This window comes from Streptomyces rubrogriseus (genome assembly GCF_027947575.1).
GTDB classification, from domain to species: Bacteria; Actinomycetota; Actinomycetes; order Streptomycetales; family Streptomycetaceae; genus Streptomyces; species Streptomyces rubrogriseus.
Window position 1 is genome coordinate 7,895,169 of sequence record NZ_CP116256.1, and the last position, 18,039, is coordinate 7,913,207.

18 protein-coding genes are annotated in these 18,039 nt (G+C 73.7%); 9 read left to right on the plus strand and 9 right to left on the minus strand.

The window, feature by feature from the left end; translation table 11 throughout:
• Positions 1–182: 182 nt before the first annotated feature.
• Entirely contained in the window at positions 183–407 is a 225-nt protein-coding gene (locus Sru02f_RS35560) for a hypothetical protein (protein WP_109035500.1), read from the plus strand.
• Between the two features lie 71 nt (positions 408–478).
• Here the strand turns inward: Sru02f_RS35560 and Sru02f_RS35565 are convergent, their stop codons facing one another.
• The 3 genes from Sru02f_RS35565 to Sru02f_RS35575 all read right to left on the minus strand — a co-directional run bounded on the left by Sru02f_RS35565 (position 479) and on the right by Sru02f_RS35575 (position 4,436).
• Positions 479–1,009, minus strand: coding sequence for a hypothetical protein (locus Sru02f_RS35565; protein ID WP_109035826.1), 531 nt, complete (start codon positions 1,007–1,009; stop codon positions 479–481).
• Between the two features lie 56 nt (positions 1,010–1,065).
• The gene (locus Sru02f_RS35570) at positions 1,066–3,459 is read right to left on the minus strand and encodes an outer membrane protein assembly factor BamB family protein (RefSeq protein WP_373103678.1); all 2,394 of its coding nucleotides are present in this window, start codon (positions 3,457–3,459) and stop codon (positions 1,066–1,068) included.
• A gap of 218 nt (positions 3,460–3,677) precedes the next feature.
• Positions 3,678–4,436 (minus strand): VOC family protein, encoded by a 759-nt coding sequence (locus Sru02f_RS35575; RefSeq protein WP_109035496.1) that lies wholly within the window; start codon positions 4,434–4,436, stop codon positions 3,678–3,680.
• 134 nt (positions 4,437–4,570) lie between these two features.
• Between Sru02f_RS35575 and Sru02f_RS35580 the strand changes: the two genes are divergently transcribed.
• The 3 genes from Sru02f_RS35580 to Sru02f_RS35590 all read left to right on the plus strand — a co-directional run bounded on the left by Sru02f_RS35580 (position 4,571) and on the right by Sru02f_RS35590 (position 6,641).
• The gene (locus Sru02f_RS35580; protein ID WP_109035494.1) at positions 4,571–5,206 is read left to right on the plus strand and encodes a TetR family transcriptional regulator; all 636 of its coding nucleotides are present in this window, start codon (positions 4,571–4,573) and stop codon (positions 5,204–5,206) included.
• Between the two features lie 314 nt (positions 5,207–5,520).
• The gene (locus Sru02f_RS35585; protein WP_109035492.1) at positions 5,521–5,946 is read left to right on the plus strand and encodes a pyridoxamine 5'-phosphate oxidase family protein; all 426 of its coding nucleotides are present in this window, start codon (positions 5,521–5,523) and stop codon (positions 5,944–5,946) included.
• Positions 5,947–5,969: 23 nt separating this feature from the next.
• Complete coding sequence (locus Sru02f_RS35590) at positions 5,970–6,641, plus strand: pyridoxine/pyridoxamine 5'-phosphate oxidase (RefSeq protein WP_109035490.1); 672 nt, start codon at positions 5,970–5,972, stop codon at positions 6,639–6,641.
• Positions 6,642–6,648: 7 nt separating this feature from the next.
• Here Sru02f_RS35590 and Sru02f_RS35595 read toward each other — a convergent pair whose 3' ends face one another.
• Complete coding sequence (locus Sru02f_RS35595; RefSeq protein WP_109035488.1) at positions 6,649–7,266, minus strand: GNAT family N-acetyltransferase; 618 nt, start codon at positions 7,264–7,266, stop codon at positions 6,649–6,651.
• 99 nt (positions 7,267–7,365) lie between these two features.
• Between Sru02f_RS35595 and Sru02f_RS35600 the strand changes: the two genes are divergently transcribed.
• Positions 7,366–8,571, plus strand: coding sequence for a flavin-containing monooxygenase (locus Sru02f_RS35600; RefSeq protein ID WP_109035486.1), 1,206 nt, complete (start codon positions 7,366–7,368; stop codon positions 8,569–8,571).
• An 890-nt stretch (positions 8,572–9,461) separates the two neighbouring features.
• On the opposite strand, the gene Sru02f_RS35605 is transcribed toward Sru02f_RS35600, so the two are convergent.
• On the minus strand, positions 9,462–10,784 hold the full coding sequence (locus tag Sru02f_RS35605; RefSeq protein WP_109035484.1) for an MFS transporter: 1,323 nt from the start codon (positions 10,782–10,784) through the stop codon (positions 9,462–9,464).
• 84 nt (positions 10,785–10,868) lie between these two features.
• On the opposite strand from Sru02f_RS35605, the gene Sru02f_RS35610 reads away from it, so the two are divergent.
• Positions 10,869–11,885 carry a GlxA family transcriptional regulator gene (locus Sru02f_RS35610; RefSeq protein WP_109035482.1) on the plus strand — a complete coding sequence of 339 codons (1,017 nt, stop codon included), beginning with the start codon at positions 10,869–10,871 and terminating at the stop codon, positions 11,883–11,885.
• A gap of 312 nt (positions 11,886–12,197) precedes the next feature.
• Here the strand turns inward: Sru02f_RS35610 and Sru02f_RS35615 are convergent, their stop codons facing one another.
• From Sru02f_RS35615 to Sru02f_RS35625, 3 genes are all read right to left on the minus strand, one after another.
• On the minus strand, positions 12,198–12,674 hold the full coding sequence (locus Sru02f_RS35615) for an ATP-binding protein (protein WP_167469810.1): 477 nt from the start codon (positions 12,672–12,674) through the stop codon (positions 12,198–12,200).
• 553 nt (positions 12,675–13,227) lie between these two features.
• Positions 13,228–13,740 (minus strand): calcium binding protein CalD, encoded by a 513-nt coding sequence (gene calD / locus Sru02f_RS35620; RefSeq protein ID WP_109035476.1) that lies wholly within the window; start codon positions 13,738–13,740, stop codon positions 13,228–13,230.
• A gap of 105 nt (positions 13,741–13,845) precedes the next feature.
• Complete coding sequence (locus tag Sru02f_RS35625; RefSeq protein ID WP_003974572.1) at positions 13,846–14,226, minus strand: STAS domain-containing protein; 381 nt, start codon at positions 14,224–14,226, stop codon at positions 13,846–13,848.
• A gap of 329 nt (positions 14,227–14,555) precedes the next feature.
• Between Sru02f_RS35625 and Sru02f_RS35630 the strand changes: the two genes are divergently transcribed.
• Together Sru02f_RS35630 and Sru02f_RS35635 are read left to right on the plus strand one after the other, a co-directional pair.
• On the plus strand, positions 14,556–15,149 hold the full coding sequence (locus tag Sru02f_RS35630) for a sigma-70 family RNA polymerase sigma factor (protein WP_109035474.1): 594 nt from the start codon (positions 14,556–14,558) through the stop codon (positions 15,147–15,149).
• Positions 15,146–16,402, plus strand: coding sequence for a zf-HC2 domain-containing protein (locus tag Sru02f_RS35635; RefSeq protein ID WP_109035472.1), 1,257 nt, complete (start codon positions 15,146–15,148; stop codon positions 16,400–16,402). The genes Sru02f_RS35630 and Sru02f_RS35635 overlap by 4 nt, the downstream gene beginning before the upstream one ends.
• Here Sru02f_RS35635 and Sru02f_RS35640 read toward each other — a convergent pair.
• Positions 16,359–17,132 (minus strand): GbsR/MarR family transcriptional regulator, encoded by a 774-nt coding sequence (locus tag Sru02f_RS35640; RefSeq protein WP_109035470.1) that lies wholly within the window; start codon positions 17,130–17,132, stop codon positions 16,359–16,361. The two genes, Sru02f_RS35635 and Sru02f_RS35640, sit on opposite strands and share 44 nt — an antisense overlap.
• A 232-nt stretch (positions 17,133–17,364) precedes the next feature.
• On the opposite strand from Sru02f_RS35640, the gene Sru02f_RS35645 reads away from it, so the two are divergent.
• Positions 17,365–18,030 carry a DUF4097 family beta strand repeat-containing protein gene (locus tag Sru02f_RS35645; protein WP_109035468.1) on the plus strand — a complete coding sequence of 222 codons (666 nt, stop codon included), beginning with the start codon at positions 17,365–17,367 and terminating at the stop codon, positions 18,028–18,030.
• Positions 18,031–18,039: the final 9 nt, after the last annotated feature.

Genomic DNA, 18,039 nt, shown 5'->3' on the forward strand with positions numbered 1-18,039 from the left:
TCAGCATTCGTTTATCGCCCCCCGGCATTGTCGTACCCGTCACACCGTCGCGTCGGGGGGCAGACGGTCCGACACGGAGCGGCACCAGTTATGGTGCGGCTCCGAACGCCCGTCCGGCGGCCCACGGGGGAGCCCCCGGACGGGCGTTCGCCACATGTCGTTACAGCGGAGGGACCAAGCCCATGAGCGAGAACCAGAAGGACACGAAGGCCACGGCCACGGGCGAGGCGGCCACCGACGAGAACATCACCACACTCGAGAACCCCATGCCCACGCCGCCGAAGGACGGGGCCGTCACCACGCTGGAGAACCCCATGCCCAGCGGACCGGCCAAGCCCGACGTCAGGACGATGGAGAACCCCATGCCGGCCCCGCCCGCCCTGGGCCTGGACGGCGACGGCAAGTAGACCCTTTCCCGCACGGGGATCGGCCGCGGCGGCGCGGAGGGGGAGCCGCCGCGGCCGACGTGTGCGCGGGTTCAGGAGGCGGAGTCCGGCTCGCTCACTTCGCAGTGGTCCGGGGTGCCGGAGCCGTCGAAGGGGACGCGGACCGCGCTCACGCCGTCCGCGGGGACGGTGACTTCCTCGGTGCCTTCGTCGATCGTCGTGCCGTCCGCGTCCTTGAAGAGGACCGTGACCTTGAACGTCCGCTCGACGGCGTTCGGGTTGCCGACCTCGACGGTGGACCACGGCTGGCCCGCCCTGACGCAAGTGATCAGGTTCAGGACCGCGCCCTGCGCCTCGCCGCTGCCGCCGCCGCCCGTGTCGTCGCCGTAGGTGTCGTCGTCGTGGTAGCCGCTGCCGCCACTCCCGTACGTGTCGTCGTCGTCCTTGTGGGCGCCGCCGCCCGAGGTGGACGACGAACCGTCGTGGTCCTGGCCGGAGCTGCTGCAGCCGCCGCCCGACCCGTCGCCTCCGTGGCCGTGGCGGCCGGTCGAGAAGCCGGTCAGGCTGAGGACCACCAGCGCCGAGATCGCCGTGTACCTGAGTGCTCGCCCCCGTGTCGTCATGAAGATCACGCTACGGCGTGGGTGTCACGGACACGTCACCGGCCGGGCACGGGCCGTCACGCCGTACGGGCGGTCCCCGTGCCCTTCTCCGCGTCCAGGGCGTAGACGCAGCGGTCCTTGCTGCACGCGTACACGATGCCGTCGCGGACGACCGGGGAGCCGGTGATCTCGCCGCCGGTGGCGAGCTTCCAGCGCAGGCGGCCGTCGTCGGCCTTCAGCGTGTACAGCAGGTGGTCGGAGGAGCCGAAGTGGATGCGGCCCTCGGCGACCGCGGGCGCGCCCACGATGTCGCCGCCCGCCTGGAAGCGCCACTTGGGCGTGCCGGTGACCGCGTCCAGGGTGTACAGGCCCTTGCCGCTGCCCACGTGGACGTGTCCGGCGGCGACCAGGACCGGGTCGGTCGAGGAGCGGGCCTCGGTCGCGATGCGCCAGCGGTCGCGGCCGTCGGTGGCGTCGAGGGCGTAGACGGTGCCGAGGTAGTCGGCCAGGTAGACGCCGCCGCCGGTGACGGCCGGGCCCGGCACGAAGGTGGGCGGGGCGAGGAAGACCGCCGGAGCCTCGAAGTGCCAGCGGACGTGGCCGGAGGCGACCTCCAGGGCGAGGACCCGGGTGCCGGCCGCGACGTACACGTAGCCGTCGGGCGCCTGGGTGAGGCGGACCGGGACACCGCCGCAGGAGGCCGCGTCGCCGATCGGGTACGACCATCTCTCGTCGCCGGTACGGGCGTCCAGGGCGCGCAGGCGGGCGTCCTGCCAGACGTAGGCCGTGCCGTCGTGCAGCGCGGCGCCCGCCTCGGGCGACTCGAAGTCGGTCTGCGCGCCGGTGACCTCCCACAGCTTCTGGCCGGCCGACGCCTCCCAGGCCTGGACGCCGCCGCCGCGGGGGGCGGTGAGGACGGTGCCGCGGTCGGCCTGGAGCGAGTACACCCAGGCGTCGGTCTGCACGCGCCAGAGGTCGGCGCCCTCCCGGGCGTCCAGGGCGAAGAGGGTGGGCCCGTCGGAGGCGTGGATACGGCCGTCCGCGACCGCCATCGACCAGGCGACGTCCCGGGTCTTGAAGCGGCGGCGTCCGGTGGCCACGTCCAGGGCGTGCACCTCGAAGGAGGTGACGTAGACCAGGTCCTCGGCGACCCGCGGCGTGCCCCACACGTCGTTGGACATCCGGAACCGCCAGGGGCGCCACCCGGCCGGCGAGGCCTCCGCAGGCGCGGGGGCGGGGGCCGGTACGGCGGGGTCGGCGCCGTTGACGCCGGGGCGCGGGCGGGACCAGGACGCGGCGAGGGCGGACTCCGGCGGTGGCGCGGCGACGGCGGCGGCGCGCATGTCGGCGACGCGCGGACCGGGCCCGATGGGCACCGCGGCGCCGGGCAGCCGGACCGGCCCGCCGTCGGGGGCGCCGACCGGAGCGGGCACCGCCGGGACGTGCGCGGGCGGCGCCGGCACCACGGGGTCGTGTGCGGGCGGCGGCGGCAGCGGGGCGCGTGGACGGGGGCGCGGGCGCCGGACGGGCCGTGACCGCGGCCGCCTAGCCGTGGTGGCGGGCTTGACGGCGGGGCGGCCGTTGCGGCGTCCCTCGATCAGGCCCACGGCCCGTTCGGGCAGCCACGCCGACGCCGTACCGCTGTCGTCGGAGCCGGAGCCGAAGAGGTGCGGGGCGAGCTGGGCCTGGAGGTCGGCGGGGTTGGGGCGGCCGGTGGCCTCCATCTGCATGCAGGACTCGATGAGCGGGCGCAGCTCGTCCGGCAGGCCCTCCAGGTCGGGGCCCTCGCGCAGCAGCATGAAGACCGTCTCGACCGGGTTGGCGCCGTGGAAGGGTGGGTGTCCGGTGGCGGCGAAGACCAGCATCGAGCCGAGCGAGAACACGTCGCTGGCGCCGGTGACGCTGCGGGAGTCCTTCGCCTGCTCCGGGGACATGTAGGCGGGGGTGCCGACGGCGACGTTCGTCATGGTCAGACGGGTGTTCGAGACGCCGGACGCGATGCCGAAGTCGATCACGCGGGGGCCGTCCTCGACGACGAGGACGTTGGAGGGCTTCAGGTCGCGGTGGACCAGGCCCGCGCCGTGGATCGACTGGAGCGCCTCCGCGACGCCCGCGGCCAGCCAGCGCACCGCCTGGGCCGGCATCGGCCCGCACTCGTTCACTATCTCCTCGAGGGAGGGTGCGGGTACGTAGGCCGTGGCCAGCCACGGCACCGCGGCGCGCGGGTCGGCGTCGACCACGGCCGCCGTGTAGAAGCCCGAGACCGCGCGGGCCGCCTCCACCTCGCGGGTGAAGCGGACGCGGAACAGCTGGTCCTCCGCCAGTTCCGTGCGCACCGTCTTGATCGCCACGCGCCGCCCGGACGCCGAGCGCGCGAGATAGACCAGCCCCATGCCGCCGGCGCCGAGCCGCCCCAGCACCTCGAACGGCCCGATCCGCCGCGGATCGTGCTGCGTCAGCTGATCCACCACTTGCCTGCCACCTCCCCGTACGGGCCGCGCCACCCACTTATGCACGCGACCGAAGTGCAGCGTCTCACCACCGCACCTCCGTGGCGCCACGCACCCCGATTCTTCCTGCCCGAGGCGCTGGTGGCGAACCTGGCGACAATCGGGGTGTCTTGCCTGATTCCGGGCAAAGAACCCTCGCGCGACCGTTCCCGGCCCCCTTCGACACCATGGCCGCCGGATCAGCGTCGCAGCAGCGCGAACGACGCCCCCTGGTCGTCCGAGACCACGGCCACCCGCCCGTACGACGTCCCGAAGGGCGGCACCCGCACCCGCCCGCCGAGCCGGACCACCGTCGCGAGCCCGGCGTCCACGTCCTCGACCAGGAAGTGGACGAGGAAGTGCGGCGGCATCTCGGCGGGGAAGACGTCGGAGACCCGGGCCCGGCCGAAGTCGGGGGACGCGTCCGGGCCGAAGAGCGCCTCGTGGAACAGGTCGCCGTAGAAGGCGTTGGCGGCCTCCGTGTCCCGGGTGTACAGCTCGGCCCAGGCGAACGTGCCGGGCTCGCGCCGGCGCCCGAAGCCGGTACGGCGGTCCGGCTGCCAGAGCCCGAAGACCGCACCGTCGGGGTCGGCGGCGAGGGCGGTGGTGCCCAGGTCGCCGAGCGGGTGGGGCGGGGTGACGACCTGACCGCCGCCCGCCCTGATCCGCGCGGTGAGGGCGGCGGCGTCCGGGGTGTGGAAGTACACGGACCACACGGTGGGCATCCGGCCGTCCGTCTTGCGGACCAGCGCGGCGACCGGCTCCCCGTCCAGGCACGCCCGTACGGACTCCCCCGCCGCCCGGTAGGGGCTCTCCCCGGCCTCCCCCGCTTCCTCCTGGAAGGTCCAGCCGAACAGCTCGCCGTAGAAACGCCTGCCCGCCTCCACGTCGGAGAGCTGGGCGTCCACCCAGCAGGGGACGCCCTCCCGCCTCTTCTCGAATGCCCCGCTTTCGGCCATGCCGTCAAAGTAACCGCGTCACCCGCACCGCGCAGACCAGGCACACCAGTCACTTTCCCGTCCCGCACCCCATTTGCAGTCGGCCGAATCGCGCTCGGATCACCCGTCGGTAAGCTGACGGCATGACAGGACAAGTGCGTACCGTCGACGGCCGCGTGGCCGGTCGGCGTGGGCAGGCGACCAGGCAGAAACTGCTCGACTGCCTCAGCGAAATGCTCAGCTCCTCCCCCTATCGCGATGTCAAAGTCATCGATGTCGCCCGCAAGGCGGGCACGTCGCCCGCGACCTTCTACCAGTACTTCCCGGACGTCGAGGGCGCCGTACTGGAGATCGCCGAGCGCATGGCCGCCGAGAGTTCCTCGCTGGCCGAGCTGACGGCGGGCCGCTCGTGGGTCGGCAAGGCCGGCTGGCAGACGGCACAGGAACTCGTCGACGGATTCCTGGAGTTCTGGCGGAAGAACGACGCCATTCTGCGCGTGGTGGATCTCGGCGCGGCGGAGGGCGACAAGCGATTCGCCAAAATCCGCATGAAGATCCTCAACTCGGTGAATTCACCCCTCACGGATTCCGTCGCCGATCTCCAGGCAAAGGGCAAGGTCGACAAGGACGTGAACCCCGCGGCGATCGCCGGGTCACTGGTCGTCATGCTCGCGGCCGCCGCCTCGCATCAGAAGGGCTTCTCCTCGTGGGGCGTGAAACAGGCTGAACTCAAGCCCCATCTCGCCCTGTTGACGTATCTCGGCATCACCGGAAAGAAGCCCGTCAAGTAGTCCATCGCGCGGCAGCCTGTCATCTCCGCCGCGCCGCGTCGCCGCCCGTCGCACCTCCGTATCTTCTTGCCTCCGCAGCTCCGCATCTCCGCAGCTGCGCATCTCCGCACCTCCAGCCTTTCGCCCCCGTCGGCCGACCGCTCGAACTCGGCGACCGTGCCCCGGCCCCGCGGCCGCGCCGGCACGACGTCCAGCGCCTCGAAGTTCAGCACCGTGACGGCTCCGGCCGGGGAACAGCCGCCCGCCCGGCCGACGTTGTGTCCGGCATCCGTACCCGCACGCACCCGCACCCGCATCCGCCGGAGGAGACCGCCGTGGCCCTGACCCGCGAAGAGCGTGAGACGTTCCTGGCCGAACCGCACGTCGCCGCACTCGCGGTCGACGCGGGCGCGGGCCGCGCCCCGCTGACCGTGCCGATCTGGTACCAGTACGCGCCCGGCGGCGAGGTGTGGATCATGACGGGCCTCGACAGCCGCAAGAACCGGCTGATCAGCAAGGCGGGCCGGTTCTCGCTGATGGTCGACCGGCTGGAGCCCACCATCCGCTACGTGTCGGTGGAGGGGCCGGTCGTCGAGACCGTCAGCGCGACCGAGGAGCACCTGCGGGAGATGTCCGCGCGCTACCTCCCGGCGGAGAAGGTCGACGGCTACGTCGCCTTCGCCTCGGCCAACCACGGTGAGCAGGTCGTCGTCCGGATGCGTCCCGAACGCTGGGTCTCCTCCGACCTCGGCTCCGTGTGAGACCCGGGCGGACCCGAGCAGGCATGGAAACCGATCTGCACGAGCTGCTGAGGTCGCTGCGGGTGTGGGACCCCGCGGTCACCGAACTGCCGCCCCTCGACCCGGCCGGCGCGCCCGGCGACCCGCTGGAGCTGTTCACCCGCTGGTTCGCCGAGGCGGTCGCGGCCGGTGAACGCGAGCCGCACACGGTGTCGCTGGCGACGGCGGACGCCGAGGGCCTGCCGGACGCGCGCATCGTGATGCTGCACGGCGCGGACGCGGACGGCTGGGCCTTCGCCACCCACGCCGACAGCCGCAAGGGCCGCCACCTCGCCGCCCGCCCGTACGCCGCGCTCGTCTTCTACTGGCCGGTGCTGGGCCGCCAGGTGCGGCTGCGCGGACCGGTCGCCGTCGCCCCGGCCGACCAGGCACGGGCCGACCTGCACGCGCGGTCGACGGGCGCCCTGGCCGCCGCGCTCACCGGGCGGCAGAGCGCCGAGCTGGACTCGCCGGAGGAACTGGCCCGTGCCTCGCAGGCGGCCTGGGAGCGGGCCGAGCGGGAACCGGACGCCCCGGTCCCGTCCTGGACCCTGTACCGGCTGCGCCCCGCCGAGGTGGAGTTCTTCCAGGGCGAGGCCCGCCGGCGCCACGTCCGGCTGGCCTACCGGCGGACGGAAGAGCAGGAGGGCTGGGACCGGCGTCTGCTGTGGCCGTGAACCGCGCTCACCGCGCGCCGGGCGGCGTCGGCTCCTCGTCCGTCGCCAGCCGGGCGTGCAGGTGCACGTCCCGGAACGCGTCGTGCCGGCCGGCCTCGAACATCGCCTCGCGCAGGGTCCCCTCGGCGACGTAGCCACTCCGTTCGGCGACCCGGCAGGAGGCGTCGTGGCCGACGGCGTGGCCCAGTTCGAGGCGGTGCAGACCGAGTTCGGCGTAGGCCCAGCGGGAGGCGAGGAGCAGGGCGCGGGTGGCGACGCCCCGGCCCCGGGCCTCGGGGAGCACCCAGTAGCCGACCCGGGCCACCTTCATCGGCCGGCTGATCTCGTTGAACCCGATGTGCCCCAGCGTCGTACCGCTCTTCTCGTCCGTGATCCGGAACGACGCCGACCTGCCGTCCGCCGCGTCCCGCGCCCGCCCGCGCAGCGACTCGCGGGCCCCGGCGAGGTCGGTCCACAGCTTGAGCGTGGTGTTCCAGCGCTGGAACTCGGGGTCCAGGCAGCCCCGCAGCCATGTGTGGGCGTCGTCGTCCGAGCCGGCGTCCCAGGCGCGCAGGCGCAGGCCGTGTCCGCGCGGTTCGGCGCGGGAGAGGGAGGGATCGAGGGTGTACATCGGTGTGTGGGCCATCCACCCATTCAAGCCGACCCGTCCCGGTCGTGACCGATCCGCAACCGATTCCGGTCTTGACCGAGACCCATCAAGCGAGGGCGCGATTACGCTCGCCGCATGGCCGACTCCACAGCGTCCGCTGAACCGCAGCGGCCCGCCCACCCCGCGGGCCGACCCGTGTACGTCATAGGCGCCGGTCCCGGCGGTCTCGCCGTCGCCCACGCGCTGCGCGCCCGCGGATTGCGGGCCGTGGTCCTGGAGCGGGCCGACCACGTCGGCTCGTCCTGGCGCCGCCACTACGACCGGCTGCGGCTGCACACCACCCGCCGCCTGTCGGCGCTGCCCGGCCTGCCGATCCCGCGCCGCTTCGGACGGTGGGTGGCCCGGGACGACGTGGTGCGGTACCTGGAGAAGTACGCCGAGTACCACCAGCTGGAGATCGTCACCGGCGTCGAGGTCTTCCGCGTCGAGCGCGCGCCCGACGGGACCGGCTGGCTGCTGCACGCCGCCGGGGGCCGGGAGCTGACCGGCGCCGCGGTGGTGGTCGCCACCGGCTACAACCACACCCCGCGCGTGCCGGACTGGCCCGGCCGGGACACGTACACCGGCGAGTTCCGGCACGCCGCCGAGTACCGGGCCCCGGCCCCGTACGCCGGCCGGGACGTCCTGGTGGTCGGGGTGGGCAACACCGGCGCCGAGATCGCGGTGGACCTGGTGGAGGGCGGGGCCGCCCGGGTCCGGCTCGCGGTGCGCACGGCGCCGCACATCGTCCGGCGCTCGACCGCCGGGTGGGCCGCCCAGTACACCGGCGTGCTGTGCCGGCGGCTGCCGGTCGCGCTGGTGGACCGGCTGGCCCGGCCGCTCGCCCGGATCAGCGTGCCCGACCTGTCGGCGCAGGGGCTGCCGCGTCCCGACACCGGGCTCTACAGCCGGGTGGCCGAGGGTGCCATCCCGGTGCAGGACGTGGGCCTGGTCGACGCGGTGCGCTCCGGCCGGGTGGAGGTCGTCGCCGCGATGGACGGCTTCGAGGACGGCAAGGTGCTGCTCGCCGACGGCACCCGCATCGCCCCGGACGCGGTGATCGCGGCCACGGGGTACCGGCGGGGCCTGGAGGGGCTGGTCGGGCACCTCGGCGTCCTCGACGGCAGCGGGCGCCCGGTCGTCCACGGCGGCCGCACCCCGGCCACCGCACCCGGCCTGCACTTCACCGGCTTCACCAACCCCATCAGCGGCATGCTCCGCGAGCTGGCCATCGACGCGGAGCGGATCGCCGGGGCGGTCGCGAAGAGGGGGGCGGACGGGGTGTCGCGGCTGCCGGGCTGATCCTGGGCGAGGATCAGCAGATCACCGGCGTCCGGGTCGCCGAACAGCGCGAACAGCTCGGGCGACCGCGCGCTCCCGCTGATCGTCCAGAACGTCTCCTCACCGCAGTCGCCGTCCGGCCGCACCACGACGCCCTCGCGGTCGCCGTACCGGCCGCGGGCCCAGGTGCCGGTACCGCTGCACCTGGTGTAGTCCCGGTACGTTCCGAAGTCGGGCTGGGACGGGACTCGGGTCAGCCCGGCCCGACCGCCCGGAGCCAGCCGCAGTACGGCCCCGTGGTCTCCGCGCCACTCCCCGGCGAGCCGCCCGTCGGAGAGGGCGGGCGGCTCGTACTCGTCGGCCAGGGCCGCCACGGCCAGCCCGCCGACGACGGAGAGGACGAAGCAGGCACCGGCCGAGCGCAACCAGACGCTCCACCCGCCCCACGCTCGCCGGCGCAAGGGGGCGAGGAACAGCACGGGCAGGATCCCGGCACCCGCGAACCAGGGGACCGTGTCCCTCGGCGACCAGCCCCACACCAGGTGCCCCAACGCGGCCCAACCCGCGCCGACCAGCGCGGAAGCGACCACGTGCCGGACCCACTCGGGCCCGCTCCGGCGCGGGAGAAGGCGGGACAGAGTCGCGGCGGGCATGATCTGCGCACTGGAGTGCACGACCCCGAGAAGCGGCAGGATCAGCGGGAGGCAGAGGACGCCGAAAGCGCCCCCGCCCCGGTTGTAGTCGTCCTGCCCCGCCCCCACGAAGAGCCACCACGCCAGCCACACCAGCGGCAGCTGCGTCGCGCACAGTGCCGCCGCCACGTTCCACTCGTCGTTCGACCACGGCAGGGGTCTGCCCCTGGCCGCCCCCGGCTCTGTCCCCCACCCCATGCCCGGGAGCTTACGACTTGCTCATGACAGCGCGGCCACCGGAACCGGCCGCCGCCGGATCACCAGCGCCATCAGCGCCGCCGCCGCGCACAGGGCGCCGGAGGCGATCCAGACCACGTCGTAGGAGCCGAAGCTGTCGCGGGCCACGCCGCCGAGGAAGGCGACCAGGGCGGCGCCCACCTGGTGGGAGGCCAGCACCCAGCCGAAGACGATCGCGCTGTCCTCGCCGTAGTGCTCGCGGCACAGGGCGAGGGTGGGCGGGACGGTGGCGACCCAGTCGAGGCCGTAGAAGACGATGAAGAAGATCATCGGCGGGTGGACGCTCGGCGCGAGCAGCATGGGGAGGAAGAGCAGGGAGACGCCGCGCAGGGCGTAGTACACGGCGAGCAGGCGGCGCGGCTCGAAGCGGTCGGTGAACCAGCCGGAGGCGATGGTGCCGACCACGTCGAACACGCCGATGACGGCGAGCAGCGAGGCGGCGGCGGTGATCGGCATGCCGTGGTCGTGGGCGGCGGGCACGAAGTGGGTCTGGATCAGGCCGTTGGTGGAGGCGCCGCAGATCGCGAAGGTGCCGGCCAGCAGCCAGAACGGGCCGGTGCGCACGGCGGCGAACAGGACCGTCACGGCGCGGCGGGCGGCGCCGGGCACGGGGGCGGGCTTGGGCACGAACTCCTGGGCGCCGTACGGCTTCTGGCCGACGTCGGCCGGGTGGTCGTGCAGCAGGAGCCAGACGAAGGGGACGACGGCCAGGGCGGCGAGGGCGACGGTGACGGCCGCCGGGCGCCAGTCGTACGTCTCGACGATCCAGGACAGCAGCGGCAGGAAGATCAGCTGCCCGGAGGCGGAGGCCGCGGTGAGGACGCCGGTGACCAGGCCGCGCCGTTCGGTGAACCAGCGGTTGGTGACGGTGGCGGCGAAGGCCAGGGCCATCGAGCCGGAGCCGAGGCCGACCAGCAGGCCCCAGCACAGGATGAGCTGCCAGGCGGAGTCCATCCACACGGTCAGGCCCGAGCCGAGCGCGATCACCATCAGGGCGACGGCGACCACCCGCCGGATGCCGAAGCGGTCCATCAGCGCGGCGGCGAACGGCGCGGTCAGCCCGTAGAGCGCGAGGTTGACCGAGACGGCGGCCCCGATCGTGCCGCGCGACCAGCCGAACTCCTGGTGGAGCGGGTCGATGAGGATGCCGGGCAGGGAGCGGAAGGCGGCCGCCCCGATGATCGTCACGAAGGTGACGGCGGCGACCCACCAGGCGCGGTGCGCCCGGGTGCGGCGGCCCGGTCGTTCGGGCTCCGGCTGTGCCTCGGAAGCGGCTGCGGCGGCAGCGTCGGTTGTCTGGGTCACGTCATTGAGTCTCGACAGCGAGCCCCGCGCGGGCGAGTGGCCCGAAGGACACCATTCGCTAGGATCGGGCCATAGGATCGGGTCATGGCCCCTGAGACCCGCAGCGCCCCCGACCGCCCGCACCGTGTCGTCGTCCTCGCGCTCGACGGCCTGCTCCCCTTCGAGCTGGGCATCGCGTCGCGCATCTTCGGCCTCGCCCGGGACGAGCACAGGCGCCCGCTGTACGAGGTCGTCACCTGCTCGGTCCGGCCGCCGGGCCCGGTCGCCACGGACGCCGACTTCGACATCCTGGTCGGGCACGGCCCCGAGGCCCTGGCCACCGCGGACACGGTCGTCGTCCCCGCCTCCTACGAGCTGGGCCCGGTCTACGAGGAGGGCGTGCTGACCGGGGAGCTGAGCGCCGCGCTGGCCCACGTGCGGCCCGGCACCCGGCTGGTCGCGATCTGCACGGGCGGGTTCGTGCTGGCCGCGGCGGGGTATCTGGACGGCCGCCCGGCGACCACCCACTGGGCCTCGGCCGAGCTCTTCCAGCGGCTGTTCCCTCAGGTGCGGGTGGACGCCGACGTGCTGTTCGTCGACGACGGCGACGTGCTCACCTCGGCCGGGGTCGCGGCCGGGATCGACCTGTGCGTGCACATCGTGCGCCGGGACCACGGCACCGCCGTGGCCAACGAGGTGGCCCGCCGCACCGTCGTACCGCCGCACCGGGACGGCGGGCAGGCCCAGTACATCGAGCGGCCGGTGCCCGATCCGCAGCAGTCGTCCACGACGGCGGCCCGTGCCTGGGCGCTCGGCCGCCTGCACGAGCCGATCCAGCTGCGGGACATGGCCGCCCAGGAGTCGATGTCGGTACGCACCTTCACCCGCCGCTTCCGCGAGGAGGTCGGGGTCAGTCCGGGCCAGTGGCTCACCCGGCAGCGCGTCGAACGGGCCCGGCACCTGCTGGAGTCCACCGCACTTTCGGTCGACCAGGTCGCCCAGGACGCCGGTTTCGGCACGGCGCAGTCGATGCGGCAGCATCTGCAGGCGGCGCTCGGGGTCACGCCGACCGGGTACCGGCGGACTTTCCGCGCGGAGTTGTCCACAGCCTGTGGAGAATGAGCGGGACCCGTCCCGGACCCGTCCCGGACTCGTCGGCCGGCGGCGCGGCGTTGTCCGCCCCGAGCACGGCATCGCGCGCCGCCGCCGACTCCGGCGCTCCCGCCCGGCTCCCGTCGCCCCCGAGGGAACCGCCGCCGACACGACCCACGCTCGTCGAGGGCCCCGTCACCGGGCCCTCGTCGTCCCCTCGCGGCGAATCGTCGCTACAAGCGTGAGGAAACGGTCACGATCCGTCAACCGGCAGGGGAGTTCTCCTCATGTGTGTCCGGCTTCGCCGGGACGCGCACGGAAGCACACCCCGGCGCACGGCCGTCACACCACCTCGTACGCGAATCCCTCGTACGCCACCGCGCCGCCGCCGCTCCCGCAGACGGGCGGGGCCTCCTCGCCCGCGGCGCGCCGGTCCAGTTCGCACCAGATGCGCTTGCCGGTGCCCTCCCGGCTCCAGCCCCAGCGGTCGGCCAGGCCGTCGACGAGGGCGAGGCCCCGGCCGCCGGTCGACTCGCCGCCCGCGCAACGGGGCACGGGGGCCCGGTCGCTGGCGTCGTCCACCTCCAGGCGGACGGTCGCCTCCTGGGTCTCCTCGGTCACCGCGCCCGGCAGCACCAGCCGCAGCACCGCCGAACGCCCGGTGTGCACCACGGCGTTGGTGACGAGTTCGGAGACGAGCAGAACCAGCGTCTCGGCGAGTGGTTCGTCGGCCCGTATCCCCGATCCGGCGAGCCGGGAACGCGCCCAACGCCGGGCACGCCCCACTTCCGAGGGGTCTGGACGGACCTCCAGCTGCACTTGAAGCACCTGCACCGCTCACACCATCCGAACCGGCGGACACAAAGGCTCGCGCCTCATGAGGGCCACGATCGTAGCCATTTCCAGCATGGCCAGAACAACGGCCGGGGCAGGGATCACGGAACGTGAATCCCTTGTGGGACAGCATGGTTGACGGACAGTCACGTCAACAAGCGCTTCGGGCATATTCCAGCGCGAAGGAGTACGCGTGCGGCATACTGTGCGACGCGCATTCCGGGGAGTCGAACAGGCGGCGGCCGACGGCCGTTCCGCCCTGCGGGGCAAGGCGCACACCGCCGGTTCCGGAGCCGCCCCAGGGGCAACTCCGGCACGGCTGGCGCTCGGGACCACTCGCATCCCACACAAGGTACCGGAGCGTGGCACCGACTCCGGGCCGTAACGGGCGACCCGGCGGACACAAGCCGGTATCAACGCTCCGTGATGCCGTACCGCCACGATCCGCGACACCCCGGCGGGCGCCGCCGCGGTGTGCGCTGCCGCGGTGTGCGCTGCCGCGGTGCGTGCACTTCGGCGGGCGCTGCTCCGGCAGGCGCTACTCGGGCACCGTGAAGTAGCGGGCGAAGGCGGGGACGATCTCCGTCTCGCCCACCTTGCCGTCGCCGTCCGTGTCGAGCGCGGCGGCGGCCTGCCGGGCGAGGTCCTCGGGCACGCCGAACGCGGTCAGCGCCCGCGCGGTGTCCGCGACGGTGGCCGCCCCGTCACCGTCGGTGTCGGCGACGCCGAGGGCGGCGTGCAGGAAGGGCCGGGCGATCTCGGCGAACCGGTCGGGCTTGTCCCGCAGCCGCTTGACCGCTCCGGTGACGAACTCCTCGCGGGTGATGCGCTGGTCGCCGTCCCGGTCGGCGATGCCGGCCAGGCCCTGCCAGAGCGCCTCGGCACCGCCGTACAGGGCCTGGCCCTTGTCCGAGCGGGCGGCGACGCCGAACTCGGCGAGCAGCGCCTTGGCCGCCCCGCTGAAGTCGGAACGGTCGATGTGGCCGTTGCCGTCCTGGTCGAAGGTGGTGAACCGCGCGGCGATCCTGCGCTCGTACTCGCTGTTGACCATGGCTCTCTCCGGCCGCCTCACGTCGGTGTTCGGGGTACGTCTCGCCCGGAGCGTACGTCGCCGGACGCGGCCGCGGGCCGGACTTGCCGCGATGTCCCGCGCGGCCTACGCGGAAAGGGGCCGCGGCTCGTCCCCGGTCGCCGAGGCGAGGTCGGGGTGGCAGTCGAAGAGCCGGCGCACTCCCAGCGCGCCGAGGACGCGGTTGACGTGGGAGCCGTCGACGGCGCCCTGGGCGGGCAGTATCAGGCGCAGCCTGCCCTGGCAGGAGCGGATGAGCCGCCGGGACGCGATGAGGACGCCGACCCCGCTGGAATCGCAGAACAGGACGTCGGAGAGGTCCAGGACGAGGCTGTGCCGTCCCTCCGCCACCTCGTCGTGCACGCGCTGCCGCAGCACCGGTGACGTCACCAGGTCCAGTTCGCCCGACACCTGGAGCACGGCCCACTGGCCCCGCTCGCCGCCGGTCACGTTGAACGTCACCACCATGCCCTTCCTCAGTCGGAACGTCTGGAACCTTCGGGATTCACCCGAAACGGAAGCCGTGCCTACGCTTCTTGGCGGCGCGCCTGCCCACCGGCCGTTCCCGCAAACGCCGCGGCGGAAACGGGGGCCGGTCGAAAGTGGCTCGTTTCAGACGCTTTCGATCCTGTTCGATCGAAATCGGTCGCACGATAGAGGGTAGTCGAGGCGCATATCACCTCCGGGCGTCCGGGGGCGCACATTGGAACAAAGGGGCGTGCGCTGTCGGGCGTGCCGACTACATTCGGGGCGAGGGTGGGCGCAGGCTGGGACCGAGGAGGGGGTGGAGGGACCGCATGGCGAAGAGAGACGTGCCGCCGCGCTGGGACCGCAAGATGCAGCAGCGGCTCGCGCGCGGGGAGGCCGCCGCCCTGGGCGAGCTGTACGACCGGTTCGCCTCGCTGGTGCACGGTCTGGCGCACCGCGTGCTCGACGACGAGCGGGCCGCCGACCACATCACGCGCGACGTCTTCGCGCACGTCTGGGAGCACCCCGACGCCTACGACCCCCGGCAGGGCCCGCTGCGCACCTGGATCGCCACCCTCACCCACCGGTTCGCGGTCCAGCGGCTGCGCGCCACCGAGACCGCGGCCCTCGTCCGGGGCGGTTCGGGCACCGCGGAGGAGCTGGAGACCAAGGTGCGGCACGCCTCGGTCGCCGCCCGGGCCGACTACATCGTCCAGTCCATGCCGGCTCCCCTGCGCGCCGCGCTGGAGCTGGCCTATTTCCAGCGCCGCGACTACCGCCAGACCGCCGCCGACCTCGGCGTCACGGAGGACGAGGCCCGCCGCCGCCTCCGCCTGGGCCTACAGCTCCTGTCCACCGCCCGCGACGCCGGCACCGCCCAGCACCCACCGGGGGCTCCGCCCGGGTACGGGGGTGCGGCATGAAGGCGTACGACGAGAACGGTGAGAACGGCCACAACGACGAGACCGGCGAGAGCGACGACGGGGGCCCCGGCACCGGGGCGCGCATACCGCTGCCCCGCGCCTCCGTCGAGGACGACGGGCGGGCACTGCCCGAGGCGGCGCCGGTCGCGCTGGAGCACCAGGTGCTGACGTCGCTGCTCGGCGCGTGGGCGCTGGCGGCCTGCTCGGCACCGGAGGCGGCGGCCGTCGAGGAGCACCTCGGGGAGTGCGACAGCTGTGCCGACGAGGCGCTGCGCCTGCGCGAGGCCGTCACGCTGCTCCAGCGGCCGGAGAGCCTCGACCTGGACCCCGCTCTGCGCACCCGGGTCCTGGAGGGCTGCCTGGAGCGGCGTCCGCCCCGCATCCCGGTGCCCGACTGGGCCGCCTCCTACGACGCCGAGACCGCGCGCCTCGACGCGCTGCTCCAGGACTTCGGGGACGCCGAGTGGCACGCCCCGGTCCGGCTGCGCTGGTTCGAGGACGACGGCGCCGCGAGCCGCCGCACGACCGTCGCCGGGGTCATCGCGCACCTGCTGTCGGTCGACGGCACGGTCGCCGTCGGCCTGGGCCTCGACGACCCGCTGGGTGACATCACCGCGCCCAGCCGCGCGCCGGCCGCGCGCACGGAGGCGTACTGGCGGGCCTCGCACTACCCGCCCACCCGCGCGGTGCGGGCGCCGTGGCGCGAGCAGAGCCACAGCATCGTCCGGACGGTGGCGTTCACCGGTGACGCGGGCGGCATGCCGGTCTCGTACGGCGACTTCGAGCTGCCGTTGCGGGACGCGATGCTGGACCGGGCGTTCGAGTGCTGGGTGCACGCGGAGGACATCGCCGAGGCGGTGGACTATCCGTACGCACCGCCGTCCGCGCGCCATCTCAACGGCATGATCGACCTCGCCGCCCGGATGCTGCCGGGCGTCCTCGCGGCCCGTCGCCGGGCCGGTCTGGCCACGCCCGGTGGCGGTCCGCACCTGGTCGCCGCGGGTGGGCCGGGGCGCAGCCTGCGGCTGGAGATCGAGGGCTCGGGCGGCGGCGAGTGGCTCATCCCGCTGGACTCCCCCGGCGCGGTGGGCTCCGCCGACCACGAGGTGGCGCATGTCGCCCTGGACGGCGTGGAGTTCTGCCGGCTGGCGGCGGGCCACGTACCTCCGGCCGAGGCGGCGGCGGGTCAGGTCGGGGACCGGGAGGCGATCAGGGACGTCCTGTTCGCGGCGGCCGGTCTGAGCCGGATGTAGCGTCGCCCTCCGGGGGCGCGGCGGGCGCCGTGTGGAGGACCTCGCGGGCCTGGTCCGCGGCCCGGACGATGCTCTCGGAGATGAAGTCGAGGAAGCGGGCGATGTTCTCCAGGCGCTCGGCCGCCGGGGTGCCGGAGCCCAGGACGCCGACGCCCTGGCGTGCGGTCTCGGCCACCAGAAGGGTCCCTCGGGCGCTGGCGACCATGGACTGGTACCAGACGTCGTCGTCGATGACGTAGCGCTCGCGGCGCGACGCGTCGCGTTCCCGGCGGATAAGGCCCTGCTCGTCCAGGAAGGCGACCGCCTTGGAGACGGACGCCGGGCTGACCTGAAGGTGCCGGACGAGTTCGGACGCGGTGAGGCTGCCGGTGTCGCTCACACAGAGGCACGCCATCACCCGGGCCATCATCTTCGGCGTGCCCTGCTGTATGAAGACGGTGGTCAGCGTCTCCTCGTACTCGCGCACGGCCTCGGCGTCCCGCCCGTGGGCGGGCGGGAGCGCCTGCGGCCCCCGGGGAGCCGCCTGCCTGCGCCGGTGGGCGCGGCGCTCGGTGGCCCGGTGCGCGAGGTCGGCGCGGTACGCGGTGGGACCGCCGTTGCGCATCACCTCGCGCGTGATCGTCGAGGTGGGGCGGTCGAGGCGCCTGGCGATCTCCGCGTAGGCGAGGCCGTCGCCCAACCCCAGCGCGATCTGCTGACGTTCCTGCTGAGTGAGCCTGCCGCCCGGCATCCCTGATCTCCTTCGCGTCCCCTGATGCGCCCGACTATAGCGTTCACTCCCATTCCATTGCAACGACGGATGAACTTACGTTGCATTGCTTCGCAGTCCGTTGCAACGAAATGCAGGCTCTGACCTGCACTACAGCCATTCCATCGCAACGAGTCACTTGAGGCATCCTCGAACGCAACGTAGCGTTTCTCATGTCAGAAAGAACGACGGGCAACGAAAACGGGAGACCACCATGCAGACCTTCGACACCCCCGCCCCGATCTCCGCTCTCCTCGACGTCCCGGCGGGCCGCATCCGGTTCATCGCCGCCGACCGGACCGACACCACGGTCGAGGTCCTGCCCGCGGACGCCTCGAAGGGGCGTGACGTGACGGAGGCCGAGCAGACCAGCGTCGAGTTCGGCGACGGCGTCCTGCGGATCGAGGCCCCGGCGAAGGGCCAGTTCATGGGCGCCTCCGGTGCCGTCGAGGTGACGGTCCGGCTGCCCGCCGGCTCCCGCGTCGAGGCCAGGGCGGCAGCCGCCGAGTTCCGGGGCGTCGGACGGCTCGGCGACGTCGGCTTCGAGGGTGCGCAGGGCCCGGTCAAGCTCGACGAGGCCGCGAGCGTCCGCCTCGCCACCGCCGCCGGTGACATCTCGGTCGGCCGCCTGGACGGCCCCGCCGACATCCGCACCGAGAAGGGCGACATCCGGATCGCCGAGGCCGTGCGCGGCGAGGTCGTGCTGCGCACCGGGTCGGGCGACCTCTCGGTGGGCGCCGCCGCCGGGGTCTCCGCCGCACTGGACGCCGGCACCTCCTACGGCCGCGTCCACAACGCGCTCAGGAACACCGGCGGCGCCCCCGGCCTCACCATCCACGCGACCACCGCCCACGGCGACATCACCGCCCGCAGCCTCTGAGGAGCAGCA

Coding starts and splice junctions, on each gene's coding strand:
- Sru02f_RS35560 (WP_109035500.1), top strand. CDS start 183: ATGAGCGAGAACCAGAAGGACACGAAGGCCACGGCCACGGGCGAGGCG.
- Sru02f_RS35565 (WP_109035826.1), bottom strand. CDS start 1,009: ATGACGACACGGGGGCGAGCACTCAGGTACACGGCGATCTCGGCGCTG.
- Sru02f_RS35575 (WP_109035496.1), bottom strand. CDS start 4,436: ATGGCCGAAAGCGGGGCATTCGAGAAGAGGCGGGAGGGCGTCCCCTGC.
- Sru02f_RS35590 (WP_109035490.1), top strand. CDS start 5,970: ATGGAAACCGATCTGCACGAGCTGCTGAGGTCGCTGCGGGTGTGGGAC.
- Sru02f_RS35595 (WP_109035488.1), bottom strand. CDS start 7,266: ATGGCCCACACACCGATGTACACCCTCGATCCCTCCCTCTCCCGCGCC.
- Sru02f_RS35600 (WP_109035486.1), top strand. CDS start 7,366: ATGGCCGACTCCACAGCGTCCGCTGAACCGCAGCGGCCCGCCCACCCC.
- Sru02f_RS35610 (WP_109035482.1), top strand. CDS start 10,869: ATGGCCCCTGAGACCCGCAGCGCCCCCGACCGCCCGCACCGTGTCGTC.
- calD (WP_109035476.1), bottom strand. CDS start 13,740: ATGGTCAACAGCGAGTACGAGCGCAGGATCGCCGCGCGGTTCACCACC.
- Sru02f_RS35625 (WP_003974572.1), bottom strand. CDS start 14,226: ATGGTGGTGACGTTCAACGTGACCGGCGGCGAGCGGGGCCAGTGGGCC.
- Sru02f_RS35630 (WP_109035474.1), top strand. CDS start 14,556: ATGGCGAAGAGAGACGTGCCGCCGCGCTGGGACCGCAAGATGCAGCAG.
- Sru02f_RS35635 (WP_109035472.1), top strand. CDS start 15,146: ATGAAGGCGTACGACGAGAACGGTGAGAACGGCCACAACGACGAGACC.
- Sru02f_RS35640 (WP_109035470.1), bottom strand. CDS start 17,132: ATGCCGGGCGGCAGGCTCACTCAGCAGGAACGTCAGCAGATCGCGCTG.
- Sru02f_RS35645 (WP_109035468.1), top strand. CDS start 17,365: ATGCAGACCTTCGACACCCCCGCCCCGATCTCCGCTCTCCTCGACGTC.